Origin of the sequence: Hydrogenophaga sp. T2, assembly GCF_049843535.1 — a bacterium.
GTDB classification, from domain to species: Bacteria; Pseudomonadota; Gammaproteobacteria; order Burkholderiales; family Burkholderiaceae_C; genus Hydrogenophaga; species Hydrogenophaga crocea.
Map to the genome: position 1 here is coordinate 482,432 of NZ_JBBHZJ010000002.1, position 16,176 is coordinate 498,607.

Below are 16,176 nucleotides of genomic sequence, written 5' to 3' on the forward strand. Positions count from 1 at the left end.
GTGCCGCCATGAACCTCTCCAAATTTTTCATCGACCGGCCGATCTTCGCGGGCGTGCTCTCGCTGCTGATCCTGATCGCCGGCCTGGTCGCGCTGCGCGGCCTGCCCGTGTCCGAGTACCCCGAGGTGGTGCCGCCCTCGGTGGTGGTGCGCGCCCAGTACCCGGGCGCCAACCCCAAGGTGATCGCCGAGACCGTGGCCACGCCGCTCGAAGAAGCCATCAACGGCGTCGAAGGCATGCTCTACATGGGCAGCCAGGCCACCACCGACGGCGTGATGACGCTGACCGTGACCTTCGCGCTCGGCACCGACCCCGACAAGGCCCAGCAGCTGGTGCAGAACCGCGTGTCGCAGGCCGAGCCGCGCCTGCCCGAAGAGGTGCGCCGCCTGGGCGTGACCACGGTCAAGAGCTCGCCCGACATCACGATGGTGGTGCACCTGGTCTCGCCCAACGACCGCTACGACATCAACTACCTGCGCAACTACGCGGTGCTCAACGTGAAGGACCGGCTCGCGCGCATTGCCGGCGTGGGCCAGGTGCAGGTCTTCGGCGGCGGCGACTACGCCATGCGCGTCTGGCTCGATCCGCAGAAGGTCGCGCAGCGCGGCCTCTCGGCCAGCGACGTGGTGGCCGCCATCCGCGGCCAGAACGTGCAGGCCGCGGCCGGTGTGGTGGGCGCTTCGCCCGGCCTGCCGGGCGTGGACGTGCAGCTTTCGGTGAACGCGCAGGGCCGGCTGCAGACCGAAGAAGAGTTCGGCGACATCATCGTGAAGACCGGCAGCGACGGCGCCGTGACCCGGCTGCGCGACGTGGCGCGGCTCGAGATGGGCGCGGCCGACTACGCGCTGCGCTCGCTGCTCAACAACGAGCCCGCCGTGGGCATGGGCGTGTTCCAGGCGCCCGGCTCGAACGCGCTCGAGATCTCGGCCCAGGTGCGCGCCACCATGGCCGAGCTGCAGAAGAACATGCCCGAGGGCGTGGAGCACCGCATCGCCTACGACCCCACGCAGTTCGTGCGCGCCTCGATCGACTCGGTCATCACCACCCTGCTCGAAGCCATCGCGCTGGTGGTGATCGTGGTGATCGTGTTCCTGCAGACCTGGCGCGCGTCCATCATCCCGCTGCTCGCGGTGCCGGTGTCGGTGGTGGGCACCTTCGCGGTGCTGCACCTGCTGGGCTTTTCCATCAACGCGCTGTCGCTGTTCGGACTGGTGCTGGCCATCGGCATCGTGGTCGACGACGCGATCGTGGTGGTGGAGAACGTGGAGCGCAACATCGAGGCCGGCCTGAGCCCGCGCGAGGCCACCTACCGCGCCATGCGCGAGGTCTCGGGCCCGATCATCGCGATCGCGCTGGTGCTGGTGGCGGTGTTCGTGCCGCTGGCCTTCATCAGCGGTCTCACGGGCCAGTTCTACAAGCAGTTCGCGGTGACCATCGCGATCTCCACCGTGATCTCGGCGGTCAACTCGCTCACGCTGTCGCCCGCGCTGTCGGCACTGCTGCTGCGCGGCCACGACGCCCCAAAGGACGCGCTCACGCGCGGCATGGACCGCGTGTTCGGCCGCTTCTTCCGCGCCTTCAACCGCTTCTTCGACCGCAGCGCCCAGGCCTACAGCGGCGGCGTGCGCCGCGCCATCTCGCGCAAGGCGCTGATGATGGGCCTGTACCTGGTGCTCGCCGCGCTCACCGTGGGCCTGTTCAAGGCCGTGCCCGGCGGCTTCGTGCCCGCGCAGGACAAGCAGTACCTGATCGGCTTCGCGCAGCTGCCCGACGGCGCCACGCTCGACCGCACCGACGAGGTCATCCGCCGCATGGGCGAGATCACGCGGCGCAACCCCAACGTGGAAGACGCCATCGCCTTCCCGGGCCTGTCCATCAACGGCTTCACCAACAGCTCCAACGCCGGCATCGTGTTCGCCACGCTCAAGCCCTTCGCCGAGCGCCGCCGCGCCGACCAGAGCGGCGCGGCGGTGGCGGGCCAGCTCAACCAGGCCTATGGCGAGATCCAGGACGCCTTCGTGGTGATGTTCCCGCCGCCGCCCGTGGCCGGTCTGGGCACCACCGGCGGCTTCAAGCTGCAGCTCGAAGACAAGGCCTCGCTGGGCTACGAAGCCATGGACGCGGCGGTCAAGGCCTTCATGGCCAAGGCCTACCAGACGCCCGAGCTGGCGGGCATGTTCACGAGCTGGCAGGTCAACGTGCCACAGCTCTATGCAGACATCGACCGCACCAAGGCGCGCCAGCTCGGCGTGCCCGTGACCGAGATCTTCGACACCCTGCAGATCTACCTCGGCAGCCTCTACGTGAACGACTTCAACCGCTTCGGTCGCACCTACAGCGTGCGCGCCCAGGCCGACGCGCCGCACCGCGCACGCGCCGAAGACATCGGCCTGCTCAAGGTGCGCTCGACCAGCGGCGAGATGATCCCGCTGTCGGCGCTGCTCAAGGTGGACTCGGCCTACGGCCCCGAGCGCGCCATGCGCTACAACGGCTACCTCTCGGCCGACATCAACGGCGGTCCCGCGCCCGGTTATTCCTCGGGCCAGGCCCAGGCGGCCATCGAGCGCATCGCCGCCGACACGCTGCCGCAGGGCATCGGCTACGAATGGACCGAGCTCACCTACCAGGAGATCCTGGCCGGCAACTCGGCGCTGTGGGTGTTCCCGCTCGCGGTGCTGCTGGTGTTCCTGGTGCTCGCGGCGCAGTACGAAAGCCTCACGCTGCCGCTGTCCATCATCCTCATCGTGCCCATGGGCCTGCTCGCGGCCATGACCGGCGTGTGGCTCGACGGCGGCGACAACAACGTGTTCACCCAGATCGGGCTCATCGTGCTGGTGGGGCTGTCGGCCAAGAACGCGATCCTGATCGTGGAGTTCGCGCGCGAACTCGAGTTTGCGGGCCGCTCGCCGGTGCAGGCCGCGATCGAGGCCAGCCGCCTGCGGCTGCGCCCCATCCTCATGACCTCGCTGGCCTTCGTGATGGGTGTGCTGCCGCTGGTGCTGGCCACCGGCGCGGGCGCCGAGATGCGCTCGGCCATGGGCGTGGCCGTGTTCGCCGGCATGATCGGCGTGACCGCCTTCGGCCTGTTCCTCACGCCCGTGTTCTACGTGCTGCTGCGCCGCCTTGCGGGCAACCGCCCGCTGCGCCAGCACGGCACGCACGAAGCCTTTGCCAGCGGCACCGGCGGCGCGGGCGCCGACCTGCGCGCCCTGCCCGCCGCGCCCCTGAAACACTGATGGAGTTCCCCGTGACCAAGCCCCTGCTCTCGCGGCTGCTGCCGCTGGCCGCCGCCCTCGTGCTGGCCGGTTGCGCCGCCGCCCTGCCCCCGCTGCCCGCGGCCACCGACACGCCGCCCCAGTTCAAGGAACAGCGCGACCCCGCGCGCTGGACCGTCGCGCCCGCCGCCGAAGCGCAGCCGCGCGGCGAATGGTGGAAGGCCTTTGGCGACCCGGTGCTCGACGACCTGGTGGCGCGCGCCGACGCGCACAACACCGACGTCGCACAGGCCGGCGCGCGGCTGGCCCAGGCGCGCGCGCTGCTGCGCGGCGCGCAGGCCGATCGCGCGCCGCAGATCGGCCTGGGCGCGCAGGCCGCGCGCAACGCCGGTGCCACCACCACCGGCGGCCCCGCGCCCGCCACGCTGCTGCAGACCGGCGCGAACCTGTCGTACGAGCTCGACCTGTTCGGCCGGCTCGCGCGCGCCCAGGACGCCGCTGCACTCGACGCGCAGCAGCGCGAGGCCCTGCTGCAAAGCACGCGGCTGCTGGTGCAGGCCGAGCTCGCGCAGACCTACCTCGCCTTGCGCGCGGCCGACACCGAACGCGCGCTGGTGCAGGACACCGCGCGCGCCTACGGCGACACACTGCGCCTCACGCAGCGCCGCTTCGAGGCCGGCGACGTGGCCGAGCTCGACGTGATCCGCATCCAGACCGAGCTCGCGGCCACCGAGGCCGAGTCCTTTGCGCTGGAGCGCCAGCGCAGCGCGCTGGAGAACGCGATCGCCGTGCTGGTGGGCGCGCCCGCGAGCGGCTTCACGCTGCCGGCCCGGCCCGCGGACAACGCCGCGCGCGCCCTGCCCGTGATCCCCGCGGGCGTGCCCGCGAGCGTGCTCGCCCGCCGGCCCGACGTGGCCGCCGCCCAGGCACAGCTGCTCGCGGCGCAGGCGCGCGTGGGCGTGGCGCAGACGGCGTGGTTCCCCAGCGTCTCGCTCACCGCGGCCGCGGGCTTTGCCTCACCCGAGCTCGGCGACCTGTTCAAGTGGTCGGCGCGCGCCTGGGGCTTGGGTGCGCTGCTCGCGGTGCCCCTGTTCGACGGCGGCCGCCGCGACGCCGGTGTGCAGGGCGCGCAGGCCCAGTTCGACGCCTCGGCCGCGCAATACCGCGGCCAGGTGCTCAACGCGCTGCGCGAGGTGGAAGACCAGCTCGCCGCGCTGCGCCTGCTTGACGAACAGGCGCAGGCCCAGGGCCGCGCGGTGAACGCCGCGCAGCGCGCGAGCGCGATCGCGCAAACGCGCTACCGCAACGGCCTGGTGAGCCAGCTCGAACTGCTCGACGCACGCCGCAACGAACTCGCCAACCGCCGCCAGGCCCAACGCGTGGCGGCCACGCAGCAACAGGCCACGGTGCAGCTGATCCGCGCGCTGGGTGGGGGCTGGGAGGCATCGGGCGGCTAGAACCGCCCCCCGCTGGTAGACTTTGCGAGCACCCGTTTTCCGCCAGTGCGACATGTCTCAACAACGCCCCATCCCCCTCAGTGAAGCCGCCATGCGCTCGGCCGAGCAGCAGATCCCTGCGCTGGCGGCCAAGTCGGGGCGCGCGGCATACAAGCAGGCCCTGGTCCGCACCGGGGCCGTGGTCGTCAAGACCAGCAAAGGCACGCTGGTGGAACGCAAGGCCGACGGCACGTCCACCGTGATCAAGGCCCTGCCGCCTGGCAAACGCGTCAAGGTCGGACTCGTGCTCAAACGTGGCCGCCAGGACGCCCCGGCCTGAGCGCCAAGCGCCTGCGCAGCCGCGCCTGCGGGTGCTGGCCGGCCCCAATGGCTCGGGCAAAAGCACCATCAAGGGTGAACTCAGGCCCGAATGGATCGGCGTGTTCGTCAATGCCGACGAGATCGAGCGCAGCCTGCGCGAATCCGGCGGCCTCCTGCACCTCTCGCCACTGGGCCTCACCGAAGACCCTGCCGTTCACTTGCGGCACATGCAGGCCCACATTCGCCGGTCGGCCTTTGCGCGCCAACGGGGCCTGGATGTCGCGCTTGACGCGATGGCCGTGCACCCTTCGGGTGCCTTGCAGATACCCGGCCCGTTCGATTCCTACCTCGCCTCGGTGCTGGCCGACGCCATCCGCCGCGAGTTGCTGCGCGGCGGCCGCACCTTCACCTTCGAGACGGTGATGTCGTCACGCGACAAGGTGGACTTCATGCGAGAGGCGCGCGACCAGGGCTATCGTGTCTACCTGTACTTCGTCGCCACCGACGACCCCGCCATCAACGTGGACCGCGTGCAGCGCCGCGTGCAATTGGGCGGACATCCGGTGCCCGAACGCAAAATCCGCGAGCGTTATCGGCGTTCAATTGACCTGATGGGCGAAGCCTGTGACATTGCGCACCGCGCCTATGTGTTCGACAACTCCGGTGCCCAGCACAAGCTGCTGGTGCAGGTGAAGGACGGGCACGAAATGCAGATCGAGACGGCCACCCTGCCGCGGTGGTTCGTGGAGACGGCCTACTGGCGCTCGTTCAACGCCTGACCATCTTTCATCCCCACCATGCCCGCACCCGCCCTCATCGTCATCGACGTCCAGAACGACTATTTCCCCAACGGCCTGTTCCCGCTGTGGAACGCCGAGGCCGCGCTCGTGGCCACGCTCAAGGCCATGGCCGCGGCGCGCGCGCAGGGCCTGCCGGTGGTGCTGGTGCAGCACGTGTCGAAAGCGCCCCCCGGCGCTGCGCCCTTCTTCAACGCCGACTCCGAGGGCGTGAAGATCCACCCGCAGGTGCTGGCCGCCGCGCCCGATGCGCCCGTGGTGGTGAAGCACCAGGCCGATTCGTTCGCGCAGACCACGCTCGCCCAGGAACTGAAGGCGCGCGGCGTGGACGAGTTGCTGCTGTGCGGCATGATGACCCAGCACTGCGTGACCTACACCGCGCTCTCGAAAAGCGCAGAGGCCTACGGCAAGGTCACGGTGCTCGGCGACGCCACCACCACGCTGAGCGAGGTGGTGCACAAGCTGGCGCTGGGGGGCCTGGGCACGCGCGTGAACATGGCCACGGTGGCGCAGGCGCTCGGCGGCTGAGGCCGAGAAAGCCAAACAGATCGAGCGGGCCGGGCTCGGCGACAACGGCCTTCGCTCAAGCCGGTCGGGCGGGCCGGGTCTTGCGAGGAACGCCCTCCAGGTCCTTGTCCAGCAAGCAGTCGATGAACGCACCGAGCAGCGCCGGTCGGTGCTGCCGGTTCGGGTAATAAAGAAACAGCCCCGGGCGCGAGACCGACCAGTCCGCCAGGACCTGCACCAGGCGGCCCTGGGCCAGGAGCTCGGCCACGCCATCGCGCTCGAAGTGGTAGGCGATGCCCAGGCCGTTCACCGCCGCCGCCAGGCCCACGTCGGCGTGGTTGGTGACAACGGGGCCGTCGACCGCCACTTCCAGCCGCTTGCCCCTTTTCTCGAACTCCCATCGGTAGTGCCTGCCGTCCATCTGGAGCCGCCAGTTGATGCAGGCGTGGCCGTGCAGATCGGCAGGTGACCGGGGTGTGCCGTGGCGCGCCAGGTACGCGGGCGAGGCAACGGCCACCATGTCGAGGTCGGGCGTGAGGCGGATGGCGATCATGTCCTTCTCGAGCCGCCCCCCGACGCGAATGCCGGCATCGAACCGGCCCGTGACGATATCGGCCAGCGCGTCATCGACCACGATGTCGAGCACCACGTCGGGGTAGGCCCGATGGAAGCGCGCCAGCCGGGGCGCGATCAGCGTTCTCGCGGCCAGCCCCAGCGTGTTGATGCGCAGCGTGCCCGTGGTCTGCCCGGCGGACTCGCTGGCTTCGGCCACGGCCACGGCCATCTCCCGAAACAGCGGGGCGATGCGGCCGTAAAGCCGCTCGCCGCTCGCCGTGGGCGCGACGCTTCGGGTGGTACGGTTGAGAAGGCGCGCGCCGATGCGGCCTTCGAGCTGGCGGATGGTCTGGCTGAGCGCAGATGGCGACACACCCAGATGCTCGGCCGCGCGGGCGAAGCTCGCCCGTTCGACCACGGCCGCGAAGGCCTTCAGCTCGGCGAATTCAGACCCTCGCATTGTGCATTCCTTGCTTCATGGCGAATGCAGACTATAGGCCATTCACTTAATGAAACCAGGCGCGCATGCTCGGGCCTTCATTCAACACCCGGAGCCCTCGACATGCATGCGCTTGCCTTCCCCAACGTCCCGGCCAGCCCGACTGGCCTGCCTTGCCCCCTTCGGCCCGCACGCGGCCTGATCACCACGCAGGAGGTCTCGGCATGAGCTTCGACCTGCAACTGAAGGGGCAACGGGCCCTGGTCACGGGCGGCACCAAAGGTCTGGGCGCCGCGCTCGTCAAAAGCCTGCGCGATGCCGGCGCGCACGTGATGACCTCGGCGCGCTCGGCGCCCGAGGAACCGCTGGACGGGGTGAGCTATGTCGAGACCGACCTGACGACCGCGGACGGCGTGGCCCGGCTGGCGCGCGCGGCCACCGAGCGCTGGGGCGGCGTGGACATCCTGGTCAATTCCCTCGGCGGCTCGAACGCACCGGCGGGCGGTTTCGCGGCCCTGGACGACGCGGCGTGGCTCGACGAGCTCAACCTGAACCTGCTGTCTGCCGTTCGCCTGGACCGCGCCCTGCTGCCCGCCATGCTGGCCCAGGGCGCGGGCGTCATCCTGCACGTGACCTCGATCCAGCGCGTGCTGCCGCTGCCCGAGTCGACCACCGCCTACGCCGCGGCCAAAGGCGCCCTGTCGACCTACAGCAAATCCTTGTCCAAAGAGGTCACGCCCAAGGGCGTTCGCGTTCTGCGCGTTTCACCGGGCTGGATCGAGACCGAGGCTTCGGTGGCGTTCGCCGAGCGCATGGCGGCCCAGGCCGGCACCGACTACGAGGGCGGCAAAAAAATGGTCATGGACTGGCTGGGCGGCATCCCCGTCGGCCGGCCCGCCCGGCCGCAGGAAGTCGCCGACCTGATCACCTTCCTGGTCTCGCCGCGCGCGGCGTCGGTGTCGGGCTCGGAGCACGTGATCGATGGCGGCACCGTGCCCACGGTGTAGGTCGCTGCACAGGGCCGCCCGCGAGGGCGGCGCCGGGCCGCTCCGTGGCTTCGCCGCGGGCGACCAGCCCTCGCGGCGGTGGCGCGCGGCATGCGACCATCGCGCCATGGCCAAACCCCCGCCCCCTCACCTGCAACGCACCGTCGTCATGGGCACCGTGGGCCGCAGCGGCGGCGCGGTGCTGCGCGAGCTGCTCGGCCAGGTGCCGCCACCGCCCGTCACCGTGCTGGGCACGCGCCCGTTCCGCCACCTGCCGCGCGGCCTCATGCAGGCCGTGGTCGAAGGCCAGGGCTGGGCCGCGTGCCTGCGCCACATCGATGCGGGCGACCGCGTGCTCATCGTGTTCGACACGCAGCGCCACGAGCGCGAAAGCGTGTTCTGGCGGCTCGAGCGCGCGCACCTGATCGACCTCGCGAGCGCGCTGCACGCGCGCGGCCTGCAGCGGCTCGACGTGGTCTTTGCCCCCGACCAGCCCGCGAGCGCCGCCGAAACGGTGGCGCTCAAGAGCCTGGGCTACGGCATCCACGTGCCCGGCCCGGGCCAGCGCGCGGTGGCCAAGGCCACGGGCGGCGCCACGAGCGCGCCCGCGCGCCTGGGCCAGTGGGTGATCCACATCCTGGTCGACACCATGCGCCAGTTCAGCCAGAGCCTGATCCACGGGCGGCGGCAGCAGCGCGAGCGCGCGCGGACGCGCCAGCGCGAACGCGAAACGGGCGACCGGGGCGACTGAATCCGGGGCGCGACGACCCGCGCTTGTTGCCGATCGCGAAACAGTGCGTTGTGGGCGCGGTGGTTTTTCGAAACGGGGCCGGCTTTCACAATCCATCCCATGCCGAACACAAACAGCGGCATGTGAAAGAACCCAAGTCAAGCCACCCGCTCAACCTCTGTTTCGAAAGACCCCATCATGAAAACCGCTCAAAGCCTCGCCCTCTCCGTTGTCCTCGCCCTGTCGGCCGGCGCCTCGTTCGCCCAAGGCCCGATCGAGGGCAATGAGGTGTTCCACTTCACCTCCACGCTGAGCCGCGCCGAAGTGCAGGCCCAGGCCGTGCAAGCCAACCGCGACGGCCTGATCGCCCGCGGCGAAGCCACGGAGCAGCCCGGCACCGCCATCGCCAGCGGCCTGAGCCGCGAGCAGGTGCGCGCCGAAGCCGCGCTCGCGCTCAAGCAGGGCCGCACGGCCCGCGGCGAGATCGTGCCGACCGGCGTCTGAACGCCGCGCTTCGCGCCCGAACAAGAAGGCCCTCAGGGGCCTTTTTTGTTTTGGCGGCCGCTGGCGAGGTGCCCCGGTAACATAGTCCCCCTGGCTATCTTGAGGCGCAAGCATGTCCCACACCCTGCGAAAGAAAACCAAGCTGCTGGCGCGCGTGCGGCGCATCAAAGGCCAGCTCGAAGGCATCGAGCGCGCGCTCGATGCGGACCTGGCCTGCGGCGAGGTGCTGCGCCAGCTGGCCTCGGCGCGGGGCGCGTTGAACGGCCTGACCGCCGAGCTGATGGAAGACCACCTGCTGGAGCACGTGGTCGAGGCCGAGAGCGCCAAGGCGCGCCGGCTGGGTGGCCAGGAGATGGCCGAGGTGATCCGGGCGTACCTCAAATGAACGCCTTGCCTTCCCCGGCGGCGCCCTTTGCCGCGCCCCACACGCACCACTTCCTCGGCGCCGACCACGCGCGCAACGAGCGTCGCGTGTGGTGGGTGATCGCGCTGACGGCCAGCATGATGCTGGTCGAGATCGTGGCCGGCACCGTGTTCGGCTCCATGGCCCTGGTGGCCGATGGTTGGCACATGGCCACGCACGCGGGGGCCCTGCTCATCACCGCCCTGGCCTACCGCTACGCGCGGCGCCACGCCGACGACCCGCGCTTCTCCTTCGGCACCGGCAAGCTCGGCGACCTCGCGGGCTTCGCGAGCGCGGTGGTGCTGGCGCTGGTGGCCGTGCTGATCGCCTATGAGAGCTTCGTGCGGCTGGTGCGCCCCGTGCCCATCGGTTTCGAGCAGGCCCTTGCGGTGGCGGTCGTCGGCCTGCTCGTGAACCTGCTGTCGGCGTGGCTGCTCAAGAACGACCACGGGCATCACCCCCACGGGCACGGGCACGCACATCACCACGACCATGCTCACGACCACGACCACGGCGATCACGCCCTGGCCCACGACAACAACCTGCGCGCGGCCTACGTCCACGTGCTGGCCGACGCCCTCACCTCGGTGCTCGCCATCGTGGCACTGCTGCTGGGGCGCAGCCAGGGTTGGCTGTGGGCCGACCCGCTGATGGGCGTGGTCGGCGCCCTGGTCATCGCGCGCTGGGCGTGGGGGCTCATCCGGGCCGCGGGCCGCGTGCTGCTGGACGCGCCCGTCGAAGCCGCTGACCTGCGCGACGAGATCCGCGAGGCGCTCGCCGCCACCGGCGACACCGTGCACGACCTGCACGTCTGGCAGGTGGGGCCGGGGCACTTCGCGGCCATCGTCTCCATCGGCTCGGCGAACCCGCAAACACCCGCGGCCTACAAGGCCCTGCTGGCGCCGGTGCACGAGCTCTCGCACGTCACGGTCGAGGTGGTGCCGGCTTCACCGGGCGCCGCTGGTGTTCCGGACAAAGCCGCTTGAAGGATCGTCGCGATTGAAGGCTTTGCTGGACATCACGATGGCGCGACTGTCTGCGCGGGGATGAACGCGACCCGGATCACCCAGCGATGAATCGCTGCAACGACAAAGGGCCCCGAAGGGCCCTTGTGCTCTGGCGGAGCGTGAAGCTCAAACGCCCATCGGCACGATCTCGCCGCGGGCCGTGCGGCCCTGCTTGAGCGCGAGCGCGGCTTCGGCGCGCACCTGCTCGCGGCTCAGGCCGCTGGCGATGGCGGTGCCGGGCTGCTCCGTGGCTTCGCCGCGGGCGATCAGGCCGTCGCGGTTGGCTTGCACGGCCTGGGCCTGCACTTCGGCGCGGCTCAGCGTGGAGGTGAAGTGGAACACCTCATTGCCTTCGATCGGGCCTTGGGCGAACGAGGCGCCGGCGGTCAGGGCAAAAGCGAGGGGCAGAACGAAACGGGCGGTTTTCATAATGAGGTCCTTGAAACAGAGGTTGAGCGGGTGGCTTGACTTGGGTTCTTTCACATGCCGCTGTTTGTGTTCGGCATGGGATGGATTGTGAAAGTCCGCCCCGGTTTGAAAAACCACCGCGCCCACAACGCACTGTTTCAGGATCGGCAACAAGCCACCCCCATCCGAGGCCGCCATGAACCCCCTCACGCTGCATTACCACCCGCTCTCCTCGTGCTGCCACAAGGTGCTGATCGCGCTCGACGAGCTGGGCATCGACGCCGCGCTGCGGTTGCTCGATCTGGGCGACGCCGCGCAACGCGACGCACACCGGGCGCTGTGGCCCACGGGCAAGATGCCGCTGCTGGTGGACCGGGGCCGGCCCGTGCCCGAGACCAGCATCATCATCGAGCACCTGCAGCGCCACCACGCGCGCCCGGGCCGCGCGCTCATCCCGGCCGACGCCGATGCCGCGCTCGAGGTGCGCCTGTGGGACCGCCTGTTCGACCTCTACGTGATGACACCCATGCAGGCCCTCACGGGCGATCTGCTGCGGCCCGAAGCCGAACGCGATCCCCTGGGCGTGGCACAGGCGCGCGAGCGCCTGGCCTCGACCTACGCCCTGCTGGACGAGCGGCTCGCGGGCCGCACCTGGGTCTGCGGCGATGCCTTCAGCATGGCCGATTGCGCCGCGGCGCCGGCGCTGTTCTACGCCGTGACCCACCTGCCCTTTGCGCCGCAACAGGCCTCGCTGTCGGCCTACTTCGAGCGCCTGGTGGCCCGCCCCTCGGTCGCGCGCACGATCGAGCAGGCCAGGCCCTGGTTCGCGCACTACCCGGGGCGCGCGGGCCTGGCGCGGCGCTTCTACGACCCGGCGGCCGGCGCAGCCGCCGCGTAACGCGCCTCCAGCGCGTCCCACGCGGGCTTGTCCACCAGCCGCTGGCGCGCTTCGAACGGCAGCAGCAGCGACGGGTCTTCGTGCAGCACCCCGTGCTCGCGCAGCGCGCCGAGCGCGCGCTGCATGCCCAGGCAGGCGCCCTGCAGCGCCGCGTTCGCATAGAGCACGAAGCTGTAGCCCCAGGCCGCGAGCTGCGGCGCGGGCACGGGCGGCGTGCGGCCGCCCACCACCAGGTTCATGAGCAGCGGCTGCGGCAGCAGCGCGGGCAGGCGCTGCATCTGGTCGAGGCCGGTGAGCGCCTCCACAAAGAGCACGTCGGCGCCGGCCTCGGCGAAGCGCTGCGCGCGCTCCACCGCGGCTTCGAAGCCCAGCGTGGCGGCGGCGTCGGTGCGGGCCACGATCAGCAGGCCGCTGTCGTGGCGCGCGTCCACCGCGGCACGGATGCGCGACACCGCTTCGTCGGTGTCCACCACGGCCTTGCCTTCGAAATGGCCGCAGCGCTTGGGCGCCACCTGGTCTTCGATCTGCACCGCGTCGGCGCCCGCGCGTTCGAGCACGCGCACCGTGTGGCGCACGTTGAGCGCGTTGCCGAAACCGGTGTCGGCGTCCACGATCAGCGGCAGATCCACCGCATCGCGGATGCGCGCGGTGTGTTCGGCCACCTCGGCGAGGCCGATGAAGCCCAGATCGGGCAGGCCCAGCGCCATGTTGCTCAGGCCCGCGCCCGTGAGGTAGAGCGCGGGAAAGCCCTGCTCCGCCACGATGCGCGCCGACAGCGCGTTGAACGCGCCCGGCACCAGCGCGCCCTGGCGCTGCGCGGCCAGCGCCTTCAGGGCCTGGCGGCGCGCCACGCTCATGCCGCTGCAGCGCGGCGCGCCGCCAGCCGGCGCAGCGCCATCGGCACCACCAGCACGCTCACCGCGCACACCCACAGGCCCACGGTGATCGGGCTGCCCACGAGGATGTGCGGGTCGCCGTTGCTGATGGACAGCGCGCGGCGCAGGTTCTGCTCCATCAACGGGCCGAGCACGAAGCCCAGGATCAGCGGGGCCATGGGCACGCCCTGCTTGCGCAGCAGGTAGGCCATCAGGCCCAGCGCCACCATGAGCAGCAGGTCGAAGGTGGTGGCGTGCACCGCGTACACGCCCACGCTGGACACCGCGAGGATGCCCGGCACCAGCACCCAGTTGGGCACGTTGAGGATGCGCGTGAAGATGCCGACCATGGGGATGTTGAGCACCAGCAGGATGACGTTGGCGAGGAACATCGAGGCGATCAGGCCCCACACCAGGTCGGGCTGCTGGGTGAACAGCGCGGGGCCGGGCGTGATGTTGTAGAGCGCGAGCGCGCCCATCATCACGGCCGTGGTGCCCGAGCCCGGCACGCCCAGCGTGAGCATGGGCACGAACGAGCCGGTGGCGGCCGAGTTGTTCGCGGCCTCGGGCACGGCCACGCCGCGGATGTCGCCGGTGCCGAAGGTGTTGTCCTTGTCGATCAGGCGCTTTTCCATGGCGTAGGTCATGGCGCTGGCCACGGTGGCGCCCGCGCCGGGCAGCACGCCCACGCCAAAGCCCACCACGCTCGCGCGCAGCGTGCTCCACCAGGTGTGGGCCATCTCGCGCAGGTTGAACATCATGCGGCCGGTCTGCGTCACCAGGCCGGCGTTGCTGTGGTGCTCCTGCAGCATCAGCAGCACCTCGCTGATCGAGAACACGCCGATCACCACCACCACGAACTGGATGCCGTCGGACAGGTGCACGTCGCCGCCGGTGAAGCGGTACACGCCCGAGTTCGCGTCCAGCCCCACGCACGACATGGACAGGCCGATCAGCGCGGCGAGCGCGGCCTTCACGGGCGCCTGGCCCATGAGGCCCGCGATGCAGGTGAAGGCGAAGCACATGAGCACGAAGTACTCGGCCGGGCCGAACGACAGCGCCCACTGCGCGAGCAGCGGCGCGAACAGCACGATGCCCAGCGTGGCCACCAGCGAGCCCACGAACGAGCTCCAGGCCGAGATCGACAGCGCCACGCCCGCCAGGCCCTTGCGCGCCATGGGGTAGCCGTCGAGCGCGGTCATGATCGCGCCCGCGTCGCCCGGCACGTTGAGCAGGATGGACGAGATGCGCCCGCCGTACTCGCAGCCGATGTAGACCGCCGCGAGCAGGATCAGCGAGGCCTCGGGCGGCAGCTTCATGGCGAAGGCCAGCGGCATGAGGATGGCCACGCCGTTGATGGGCCCGAGGCCGGGCAGCAGGCCCACCACGGTGCCGATGAACGAGCCGATGGCGGCGATCAGCAGGTTGATGGGGCTGAAGGCAACGCCGAAGCCGTCGATGAGGTGACGCAGCGTGTCCATCTCAGAAGCCCCCGAGCACGAAGGACAGCACGCCCGCGGGCATGGTCACGTCGAGCAGTTTGTCGAACAGAAAATGAAAGCCCAGGCCCAGGGCGGCGCCGCCCGCGAGCGAGCGCAGCCAGTGGCCGCCGAAGGCCAGGCCCACGGGCACGGCCATGAGCGTGGTGGCGAGCGCGAAGCCCAGGGTTTCGAACAGCAGCGCGTAGGCCAGCACCGCGCCCATGCACAGGCCGGTGGCCTTCCAGGGCACGCCGCGAAAGGCCTCGGCGCCCGCGGCGGGCTTGAACACCAGCCACAGCCCGCCCAGCGCCAGCCCCGCCGCCAGCAGCAGCGGGAAGGCGCTGGGGCCCAGCGGCTCGTAGGAATACGGCGCCTCGTAGCCGCGCGCGGCCCACGCCATCGCCGCGGCCGTGCCCACGCAGGCCGCGCCCAATACACGGTCAGACATGTCAGGCCTCCCGCCGGGCCGCCCCAAGGGAGGCCTGCGCCCCCTCGGGGGGCAGCAAATACACGAAGTGATGCGCGTGGGGGCTCATGGTCAGTTCGCCGGTTTGGTGGACAGGCCGAATTCTTCGGCCAGCTTGCGGTACTCGGCCACCTGCTTCTTCACGTAGGCATCGAGCGGCGCACCCGTGAGGGCCAGCGGGAACAGGCCGCGATCGTCGCGCAGCTTGTCGTAGGCGGGCGTGGCCATCACCTTGGTGAAGGCCTCGGCCCAGGCCTGGTAGTCGGCGTCGCTCACCTTGGGGCCCACGTAGAAGCCGCGCACGATGGGCCATTCGACCGCAAAGCCTTCTTCGGTGGCGGTGGGCACGCTGGCCAGCTCGCCGGTGAGGCGCTTGCTGTGCATCACCGCGAGGATGCGGATCTTCGCGCCGGCCTTGCGCTGCTGCAGCGCCTCGGCGGCGTCGCCGGTGAACACGTGGATGTGGCCGCCCTGCAGCGCGGTGAGCGCCTCGCCGCCGCCCTCGAAGGCCACGTAGCGCATGGTCTTGGGGTTCACGCCGCCGGCGCGCGCGGTGAGCGCGGCCTTCATCCAGTCCTGGCTGCCCACGGTGCCGCCCGCGCCCAGCACCACCTTGGTCGGGTCGGCCTTGATCGCGGCCATCACGTCCTTGAGCGATTTGAAGGGCGAGTTCTCGGCCACCACGACGGCGCCGTAGTCGGTGCCGATGGCGGCCACCCAGCGCACGTCGTTCTCGGTGTAGCGGCCGAACTTGCCTTGCGCGAGGTTGAGCAGCGAGCCGCCCGAGAAGGCCACGATGGTGCCGGCCGCGTCGGGCCGCTGGGCCACGATGGTGTTGTAGGCCACCGCGCCGATGCCGCCGGGCATGTAGGTCACGCGCATGGGGTCGCCGATGAGCTTGGCGTCCTGCAGCGCGGTCTGCGCGAGCTTGCAGGTGAGGTCGAAGCCGCCGCCGGGCTTGGCCGGGGCGATGCACTCGGTCTTGGCGAGCGGGTCGGCGAGCGCGCTGGCGGCGCCGGCCGCGAGCAGCACGGCCACGAGGGTGTTGAGGGTTCGCACGGTTCGTCTCCTGGTTGTGGCGGGGGCGCAGCGCGCCGGGGGCATCGGCAGATGCTGGGGCCGCACTCTAGGAAGCCGGCACTTTCAGA

Annotated in this window: 17 protein-coding genes; 11 read left to right on the forward strand and 6 right to left on the reverse strand. The window is 70.7% G+C overall.

Features of this window, described 5'->3' with window-relative positions:
• Positions 1-8 precede the first annotated feature (8 nt).
• From WDZ95_RS05945 to WDZ95_RS05965, 5 genes are read left to right on the forward strand one after another with little or no spacing between them, the layout of a single operon-like run.
• Positions 9-3,236 carry an efflux RND transporter permease subunit gene (locus WDZ95_RS05945; protein ID WP_425776918.1) on the forward strand — a complete coding sequence of 1,076 codons (3,228 nt, stop codon included), beginning with the start codon at positions 9-11 and terminating at the stop codon, positions 3,234-3,236.
• A complete protein-coding gene (locus WDZ95_RS05950) occupies positions 3,236-4,672 on the forward strand; it encodes an efflux transporter outer membrane subunit (protein WP_425776920.1) in 1,437 nt (478 codons plus the stop codon). The genes WDZ95_RS05945 and WDZ95_RS05950 overlap by 1 nt, the downstream gene beginning before the upstream one ends.
• 52 nt (positions 4,673-4,724) lie before the next feature.
• Positions 4,725-4,991: a hypothetical protein gene (locus tag WDZ95_RS05955; protein ID WP_425776922.1), complete on the forward strand. Its 267-nt coding sequence runs from the start codon at positions 4,725-4,727 to the stop codon at positions 4,989-4,991.
• Positions 4,966-5,751, forward strand: coding sequence for a zeta toxin family protein (locus WDZ95_RS05960; RefSeq protein ID WP_425776924.1), 786 nt, complete (start codon positions 4,966-4,968; stop codon positions 5,749-5,751). The genes WDZ95_RS05955 and WDZ95_RS05960 overlap by 26 nt, the downstream gene beginning before the upstream one ends.
• An 18-nt stretch (positions 5,752-5,769) precedes the next feature.
• Complete coding sequence (locus WDZ95_RS05965; RefSeq protein WP_425776926.1) at positions 5,770-6,297, forward strand: cysteine hydrolase family protein; 528 nt, start codon at positions 5,770-5,772, stop codon at positions 6,295-6,297.
• 55 nt (positions 6,298-6,352) lie between these two features.
• On the opposite strand, the gene WDZ95_RS05970 is transcribed toward WDZ95_RS05965, so the two are convergent.
• Positions 6,353-7,291 carry a LysR family transcriptional regulator gene (locus tag WDZ95_RS05970; protein ID WP_425776928.1) on the reverse strand — a complete coding sequence of 313 codons (939 nt, stop codon included), beginning with the start codon at positions 7,289-7,291 and terminating at the stop codon, positions 6,353-6,355.
• Between the two features lie 203 nt (positions 7,292-7,494).
• Between WDZ95_RS05970 and WDZ95_RS05975 the strand changes: the two genes are divergently transcribed.
• The 5 genes from WDZ95_RS05975 (at position 7,495) to dmeF (ending at position 10,879) form a co-directional block, all read left to right on the forward strand.
• Positions 7,495-8,277: an SDR family oxidoreductase gene (locus WDZ95_RS05975; RefSeq protein WP_425776930.1), complete on the forward strand. Its 783-nt coding sequence runs from the start codon at positions 7,495-7,497 to the stop codon at positions 8,275-8,277.
• A gap of 106 nt (positions 8,278-8,383) precedes the next feature.
• Positions 8,384-9,007, forward strand: a complete 624-nt coding sequence (locus WDZ95_RS05980; protein WP_425776932.1) for a hypothetical protein — start codon at positions 8,384-8,386, stop codon at positions 9,005-9,007.
• Between the two features lie 177 nt (positions 9,008-9,184).
• A complete protein-coding gene (locus WDZ95_RS05985) occupies positions 9,185-9,490 on the forward strand; it encodes a DUF4148 domain-containing protein (protein WP_166230037.1) in 306 nt (101 codons plus the stop codon).
• A 112-nt stretch (positions 9,491-9,602) separates the two neighbouring features.
• Positions 9,603-9,875, forward strand: a complete 273-nt coding sequence (locus WDZ95_RS05990; protein ID WP_166230031.1) for a metal/formaldehyde-sensitive transcriptional repressor — start codon at positions 9,603-9,605, stop codon at positions 9,873-9,875.
• Positions 9,872-10,879, forward strand: coding sequence for a CDF family Co(II)/Ni(II) efflux transporter DmeF (dmeF, locus tag WDZ95_RS05995; RefSeq protein WP_425776935.1), 1,008 nt, complete (start codon positions 9,872-9,874; stop codon positions 10,877-10,879). Before WDZ95_RS05990 ends, dmeF begins: the two co-directional genes overlap by 4 nt.
• A 147-nt stretch (positions 10,880-11,026) precedes the next feature.
• Here the strand turns inward: dmeF and WDZ95_RS06000 are convergent, their stop codons facing one another.
• Positions 11,027-11,482 (reverse strand): DUF4148 domain-containing protein, encoded by a 456-nt coding sequence (locus tag WDZ95_RS06000; RefSeq protein WP_425776937.1) that lies wholly within the window; start codon positions 11,480-11,482, stop codon positions 11,027-11,029.
• A 22-nt stretch (positions 11,483-11,504) separates the two neighbouring features.
• Here WDZ95_RS06000 and WDZ95_RS06005 point away from each other — a divergent pair, with 22 nt between their 5' ends.
• Positions 11,505-12,206: a glutathione S-transferase family protein gene (locus WDZ95_RS06005; RefSeq protein WP_425776939.1), complete on the forward strand. Its 702-nt coding sequence runs from the start codon at positions 11,505-11,507 to the stop codon at positions 12,204-12,206.
• Here WDZ95_RS06005 and WDZ95_RS06010 read toward each other — a convergent pair.
• The 4 genes from WDZ95_RS06010 to WDZ95_RS06025 all read right to left on the reverse strand — a co-directional run bounded on the left by WDZ95_RS06010 (position 12,173) and on the right by WDZ95_RS06025 (position 16,132).
• Positions 12,173-13,063, reverse strand: a complete 891-nt coding sequence (locus WDZ95_RS06010) for an isocitrate lyase/PEP mutase family protein (protein WP_425776941.1) — start codon at positions 13,061-13,063, stop codon at positions 12,173-12,175. The genes WDZ95_RS06005 and WDZ95_RS06010 overlap by 34 nt on opposite strands.
• Positions 13,060-14,562, reverse strand: coding sequence for a tripartite tricarboxylate transporter permease (locus WDZ95_RS06015; RefSeq protein WP_425776943.1), 1,503 nt, complete (start codon positions 14,560-14,562; stop codon positions 13,060-13,062). Before WDZ95_RS06015 ends, WDZ95_RS06010 begins: the two co-directional genes overlap by 4 nt.
• 1 nt (position 14,563) lies before the next feature.
• Positions 14,564-15,010, reverse strand: coding sequence for a tripartite tricarboxylate transporter TctB family protein (locus tag WDZ95_RS06020; protein WP_287469107.1), 447 nt, complete (start codon positions 15,008-15,010; stop codon positions 14,564-14,566).
• A gap of 90 nt (positions 15,011-15,100) precedes the next feature.
• The gene (locus WDZ95_RS06025) at positions 15,101-16,132 is read right to left on the reverse strand and encodes a Bug family tripartite tricarboxylate transporter substrate binding protein (protein WP_425776945.1); all 1,032 of its coding nucleotides are present in this window, start codon (positions 16,130-16,132) and stop codon (positions 15,101-15,103) included.
• Between the last annotated feature and the right edge of the window lie 44 nt (positions 16,133-16,176).